Raw genomic sequence first — 6,599 nt, forward strand, 5'->3', positions numbered from 1 at the left:
GGCGATTGGCCCCCTTTCCTTATTCTGTCATTCCATTTTATTCCGGCAGCACATCCGCCGTGCGCCGGTTGGTGAGATAAACGCCCAGCACCACGATGACCGTGCCGACGATGATCGGCAGCGTCAACGGTTCGCCAAAGGCGATCGCCGCTTCGATGGCGACGGCCGGCGGCATCAGATAGATCAGCGATGCCGCGCGCGAGACCTGCCCCCGGCGGATGAGATAGAGCAGCAGGCCGACAGCCCCCATCGACAGGCCGAAGACCGACCAGAGAAGGGACAGGATCGCCGTCTGCGTGCCGTCGAAGCGCAACCCTTCGAATATGAAGGCCAGCGGCACGGTTACGATCAATGCGCCGACATATTGCAAGGTTGCGATTGTGCGCAGATCGCCGGTCTGCAAATGGCGCTTCTGGTAGAGCGTTCCGTAGGTCACCGACACCATCGCCAGCAGATTGACGACGAGCGGGACCGCAGATTGCCAGAGATCGGCCGTCCCCGACGCAAGCAGCTTTGGTGATATCGCAATCGCGATGCCGAGAAAACCGAGCAGCAGGCCGAGGCGCTGGATCGGCTGCACGCGTTCACCGACGAGGAATGGCGCCGCCATGGCTGTCATCAGCGGCTGCAAAGCGGCGATGATACCAGAAATGCCGGCCGGAACACCCTCGGCGATCGCCCACCAGAGACCGGCCAGATAAATGCCATGCAGGAAGACGCCGGAATAAACAGCTCGAAACACGCTCGACCAATCGCGCGGCCACCGGGCGCCGGTTACAGAACAGACCAGCACGAAAGCCAGCGCTGACAGGCTGTAGCGGATCATCAGGAAGGTGAACGGACCCGAATGCAGCGAGGCATACTTGGCGACGATCCACCCTGTGGACCAGAGAAGCACGAAGATCGCTGGTGCAAGTCTATCGAGGGACATGAAAATCGAACCGATATATGTTTGGCGCGTAGGAACCGAATAGAGATCGAGTTCCGGGTACCGCGCGGAGGGGTTGACGGCTGATAGCCGATACCAGCGGAACCGTCAAAATCCATCCGCTGACAGCATCGATCAATTTTTCTTCACGGCCGGCGAGGCATCGCAGAGCACCGAGACGCGCATTCCGCAAAACAAGCAGATGCTCAAATTTTGATCCAAGTAATGCAGCAAGACCGGGCAGGCAGTAGCCGATTTTCTCTTAAATACCTGCAAATCCAGCATTTTTCGACGCGGTAAAATTCGTACCGGCAACTGCGCATACTTCTTGCATTGTAAAAACCATTGTATTCAAATGGGTAAAAACACGGGGACCGCGCCTTTGGCATTTGATGAAATGATTACTGCGGATGAAAGTCCGCGCGCACCTTACCAGAAATACTTCGAATGGTACTCCGGTCAGGATAGAGGCCACCTGATTTCCAAGTCCCGAGATGCGGAAACCATCTTCCGAAAAACGGGAATTACCTTCGCGGTCTACGGACACGCAGACTCCTCCGAAAAGCTCATTCCCTTCGACATCATTCCCCGCATCATTTCCGGCCGCGAATGGCGCAAGCTCGCCCAGGGCATCGAACAGCGGGTCATCGCGCTCAACGCCTTCCTCCACGACATCTACCACAAGCAGGAAATCATCCGCGCCGGCCGCATCCCGCGCGAGCTGATCGAGAAGAACGATGCTTTCCTCCCGGAGATGATCGGCTTCCGCCCGCCGGGCGGTGTCTACACCCACATTGTCGGCACCGATATCGTGCGCACCGGCGAAGACCAGTTCTATGTGCTCGAGGATAATGCCCGCACGCCTTCCGGTGTCAGCTACATGCTGGAAAACCGCGAAACGATGATGCAGATGTTCCCCGAGCTGTTCCACCAGAACAAGGTGCAGCGCGTTGAGGACTATCCGCTCTTGCTGCGCCAGAGCTTAGCATCGCTCGCACCTCCCGGCTGCAAGGGCAAGCCGCGCGTCGCCGTGCTGACGCCGGGCATCTATAATTCCGCCTATTACGAGCATTCTTTCCTCGCCGACATGATGGGCGTGGAACTGGTCGAAGGCTCGGATCTGCGCATCATCGACGGCAAGGTGAAGATGCGTACGACGCGGGGCTACGAGGCCATCGACGTGCTCTATCGCCGCGTCGACGACGATTTCCTCGATCCCCTCACCTTCCGTTCGGATTCCGCGCTCGGCATCCCCGGCATCATGGATGTCTACCGCGCCGGCCATATCACCATCGCCAATGCTCCCGGCACCGGCATCTCGGACGACAAGGCGATCTATTCCTACATGCCGGAGATCGTCGAATTCTACACCGGCCGCAAGCCAATCCTCGAAAATGTGCCGACATGGCGCTGTTCGGAGCCCGATAGCCTGCAATATGTGCTCGACAACCTTGCCGATCTCGTCGTCAAGGAAGTCCATGGCTCCGGCGGCTACGGCATGCTCGTCGGACCGACGGCCTCGAAGAAGGAGCGGGCGGCCTTTGCCGAAAAGCTGAAGAGCAAGCCGAACAACTACATCGCGCAGCCAACCCTTTCGCTGTCGACCGTGCCGATCCTAGTCAACAAGGGCATTGCGCCGCGACATGTCGATCTGCGGCCCTATGTCCTCGTCTCCGACAAGGTACGGATCATTCCCGGCGGGCTGACCCGCGTGGCGCTGAAGGAAGGCTCGCTGGTGGTCAACTCCAGCCAGGGCGGCGGCACCAAAGACACCTGGGTTCTGGAGGACTGATCGGACATGCTGGGAAGAACCGCGAATGGCCTCTACTGGATGTTCCGTTACATCGAGCGCGCCGAAAACATTGCCCGACTAGTCGATGCCGGGCAACGCATGTCATTGACCCGCAGCGACGCCGCCGATGACGACTGGGACGGCGTTTTGCAAAGCGCCGGCGTGCGCGAAGCCTATGGCGAAGTGCACGACAAGATGACGGGCGCTGACGCCATCGACTATCTGATGCGCGATCAGTCCAATCCATCGAGCGTGATGTCCTGCATCGAATACGGACGCAACAATGCCCGCATGGTGCGCACGGCGCTGACCCGCGACACCTGGGAAGCGACCAACGAATGTTGGATCGAACTGAAGACCCTCCTCGGCAAGAAGCTGAAAACGGCCGAATTGCCCGAGATGATCGATGTCATCAAACAACGTGCGGGGTTGATCCGCGGCGCCTTTCACGGCTCGATGCTCCGCAATGAGCTCTATAATTTCGCTCGCATCGGCACCTTCATCGAGCGCGCCGACAATACGGCCCGCATCCTCGACGTGAAGTACTACGTGCTTCTGCCCTCCGTCTCGCATGTCGGCTCCTCGCTCGACAACGCGCAGTGGGAGTCGATCCTGCGATCGGTGTCGGCACACCGGGCCTACAAATGGGCTTACGACCCCGAATACAAGCCGGCGAACATTGCCGACTTCCTGATCCTGAACGGGCAGATGCCGCGCTCGCTTGCCTATTGCTATGACAAGATCGTCAGCAACATGGGCTACCTCGGCGCAGAATACGAAAAGCGGCTGCCGGCGCACGACACGTCCGAAGCCATTCGCCAATCGCTGCAAAAGCTGACGATCAAGCGCATCATGGATCAGGGCCTGCATGAGTTCCTGGAGGATTTCGTCGCTCGCAACAACAAGCTTGGTGCGGAGATTTCCGATGGCTATCGGTTCTATGAATAGGCGGGCGACATTATGAAACTGACGATCAGCCATATTACGGAATATCGCTACCACGAACCGACGCAATTTTCCCTGCAGCGCTTGCGTTTGACGCCGCTGACGGGCATCGGGCAAACGGTCTCGAACTGGAAACTATCCGTTGAGGGCGCCAGTCCCGAAGTGGAGTATGACGATCAGTTCGGCAATCGCGTTACCCTCGTCTCACTCGACGGGCAGCAGGAAGCGACCAGGATCGTCGCGACAGGCGAAGTCGAAACGCAGGATCTCAATGGTGTCGTAGGGCAGCATGTCGGCTTCACCCCGCTCTGGCTCTTCCTCAGGGAATCGCCGCGCACCAAGGCTGGAAAGCTGACGAAGGAGTTGACGCGCGGGCTTTCGGGCGACAGCGACCTTGCCAGAATGCACGCGCTGATGACCGCAATCCATAAGTCTGTGGAATACAAGCCCGGCACCAGCGACACGGAAACGACCGCCGAACAGGCTCTGGAGGCAAAAAGCGGCGTCTGTCAGGACCACGCCCATATCTTCATCGCCGGTGCCCGCGCACTCCAGATCCCGGCGCGCTACATCTCCGGCTATCTGATGATGGAAGGCAAGAATGAGCAGGCAGCCACCCACGCCTGGGCGGAAGCGCATATTCCCGGCCTCGGATGGGTCGGCTTCGATCCTGCCAACGATGTCTGTCCCGATGCCCGCTATGTCCGTATCGCGACAGGCCTGTGCTATCGCGACGCCTGCCCCGTTTCCGGCATGCGGGTCGGCACACCTGGTGAAACCCTTACCGTGAAGGTGTCGGTGGCAAGCCAGGGACAGGGACAGGGGCAGAGTCAAAGCCAAAGTCAGAGCTAACAGCTCATATAAAAAGGGCGGAGCTTTCGCCCCGCCCTTTTCAATTCAAAACACCATTCTTAGTGGCTGTCGCGATTGTTCGGGATTTCCGAGCCGCGCGGGCCGACGAGGAAGTCGAGGTCGGCACCGGTATCGGCCTGCATGACGGTATTCACATAGAGACCGCCATAGCCGCCGTTGAGCGGCTTGACCGGGGAAACCCAGGCGGCGCGGCGCTTGGCCAGTTCCTCGTCCGAGATCTCGAGCTGGATGGTGCGGGCGGGAACGTCGACGGCGATGATGTCGCCGTTCTGAACGAGCGCCAGCGGTCCGCCATCCGCGGCTTCCGGAGCTGTGTGCAGGATGACGGTGCCGTAGGCCGTGCCGGACATGCGCGCATCGGAAATGCGGATCATGTCGGTGATACCCTTCTTCAGTACCTTGGGCGGCAGGCCCATGTTGCCGACTTCGGCCATGCCTGGATAACCCTTCGGGCCGCAATACTTGAGAACCATGATGCAGTTCTCGTCGATGTCGAGATCGTCGCGGTTGATACGGGCGTGGTAATCCTCGATGCTTTCGAAGACCACGGCGCGGCCCTTGTGCTGCATCAGGTGCGGCGAAGCGGCAGACGGCTTCAGGACGGCCCCCTTCGGCGCAAGATTGCCGCGCAGAACCGCGATGCCGCCCGACTGCGTCAGTGCCTTCTCACGCGGGACGATGACGTCGTCATTGTAGTTGACGACATCCTTGACGCCGGCCCAGATCGTGTCGCCGGTGACGGTGATCGCATCCTTGTGCAGCAGCCCCATCTCGCCGACAGCCTTGATGACGACGGGCAGGCCGCCGGCATAGTAGAATTCTTCCATCAGGTGCTTGCCCGACGGCTGCAGGTTGACGATAGTCGGCACTTCGCGGCCAAGGCGATCCCAATCGTCCAGCGACAGGTCGACGCCGATGCGGCCGGCAAGCGCCAGCAGGTGCAGGACGGCATTGGTCGAACCGCCAACGGCGCCGTTGACGCGAATGGCATTCTCGAAGGCTTCCTTGGTCAGGATGTCGGAAGGCTTCAGGTCCTCCTTGACCATGTCGACGATGCGGCGGCCGGAAAGCTGCGAGATGACGCGACGACGCGCATCGACAGCCGGGATGGCGGCATTGCCGGGCAAGGTCATGCCGAGTGCTTCTGCCATCGACGCCATAGTCGAGGCAGTGCCCATGGTCATGCAGCTGCCGGCCGAACGGGCCATGCCCTGCTCCGCATCCATGAATTCATCCAGCGACATCTCGCCGGACTTCACCATTTCCGAGAACTGCCAGATCGCCGTGCCGGAACCGACATCCTTGCCGCGCCACTTGCCGTTCAGCATCGGGCCGCCGGAGACGAGGATGACGGGGATATCGACCGAGGCAGCGCCCATCAGCAGGCTCGGCGTGGTCTTGTCGCAGCCACCGAGCAGCACGACGCCGTCCACTGGGTTGCCGCGGATTGCCTCTTCGACGTCCATGGCCGCCAGGTTGCGGAACATCATCGCTGTCGGGCGCAGCGTGCTTTCGCCGACCGAGAAAACCGGGAACTCCACAGGGAAACCGCCCGCCTCATAAACTCCGCGCTTCACGCGCTCTGCAAGATCGCGCAGATGCGCGTTGCAGGGCGTTAGCTCCGACCAGGTATTACAGATGCCGATGATCGGACGGCCATCGAACGTATCGGCCGGCAGGCCCTGGTTCTTCATCCAGGAGCGATGCATGATCGCGTTCTTGCCGGTGCCACCGAACCAGTCGTAGGAGCGCAGCTTGCGCGGCCATTCAGCTTTCTTTTTCATAGTCTCGGTACCTTTTGTGTCACCCGGGCCGCCTCGTTCGCGCCCGGGCTTTGAATTTGATGGTCAGGCCAGCGTGTAGGCGGTCTTGACGGTGGTGAAGAACTCGGCGGCATATTTGCCCTGCTCGCGCGGACCGAAGGACGAACCCTTGCGCCCGCCGAAAGGCACATGGAAATCAACACCGGCCGTCGGCAGGTTGACCATCACCATGCCCGCTTCCGCATTGCGTTTGAAATGGGTCGCATGCTTCAAGCTGGTCGTGGCGATGCCGGAGGAC

6 protein-coding genes are annotated in these 6,599 nt (G+C 60.2%); 3 read left to right on the top strand and 3 right to left on the bottom strand.

Features of this window, described 5'->3' with window-relative positions; genetic code table 11:
• Nucleotides 1-37: 37 nt before the first annotated feature.
• Nucleotides 38-931: a DMT family transporter gene (locus QD409_RS21990; RefSeq protein WP_430763695.1), complete on the bottom strand. Its 894-nt coding sequence runs from the start codon at nucleotides 929-931 to the stop codon at nucleotides 38-40.
• A 379-nt stretch (nucleotides 932-1,310) separates the two neighbouring features.
• On the opposite strand from QD409_RS21990, the gene QD409_RS21995 reads away from it, so the two are divergent.
• From QD409_RS21995 to QD409_RS22005, 3 genes are read left to right on the top strand one after another with little or no spacing between them, the layout of a single operon-like run.
• Nucleotides 1,311-2,720 carry a circularly permuted type 2 ATP-grasp protein gene (locus QD409_RS21995; RefSeq protein WP_092854359.1) on the top strand — a complete coding sequence of 470 codons (1,410 nt, stop codon included), beginning with the start codon at nucleotides 1,311-1,313 and terminating at the stop codon, nucleotides 2,718-2,720.
• 6 nt (nucleotides 2,721-2,726) lie between these two features.
• Nucleotides 2,727-3,668, top strand: coding sequence for an alpha-E domain-containing protein (locus QD409_RS22000; RefSeq protein ID WP_430763696.1), 942 nt, complete (start codon nucleotides 2,727-2,729; stop codon nucleotides 3,666-3,668).
• Between the two features lie 12 nt (nucleotides 3,669-3,680).
• Complete coding sequence (locus tag QD409_RS22005) at nucleotides 3,681-4,517, top strand: transglutaminase family protein (protein WP_430763697.1); 837 nt, start codon at nucleotides 3,681-3,683, stop codon at nucleotides 4,515-4,517.
• A 59-nt stretch (nucleotides 4,518-4,576) separates the two neighbouring features.
• Here QD409_RS22005 and araD read toward each other — a convergent pair whose 3' ends face one another.
• Both araD and QD409_RS22015 read right to left on the bottom strand, forming a co-directional pair.
• Nucleotides 4,577-6,322: an L-arabinonate dehydratase gene (araD, locus tag QD409_RS22010; protein ID WP_430763698.1), complete on the bottom strand. Its 1,746-nt coding sequence runs from the start codon at nucleotides 6,320-6,322 to the stop codon at nucleotides 4,577-4,579.
• A 63-nt stretch (nucleotides 6,323-6,385) separates the two neighbouring features.
• Nucleotides 6,386-6,599 (bottom strand): aldehyde dehydrogenase family protein (locus QD409_RS22015; RefSeq protein WP_430763699.1); only part of this gene is annotated, 214 nt, incomplete at its 5' end.

The sequence above is a fragment of the Rhizobium sp. BR 315 genome, assembly GCF_050577975.1.
GTDB lineage: Bacteria > Pseudomonadota > Alphaproteobacteria > Rhizobiales > Rhizobiaceae > Rhizobium > Rhizobium miluonense.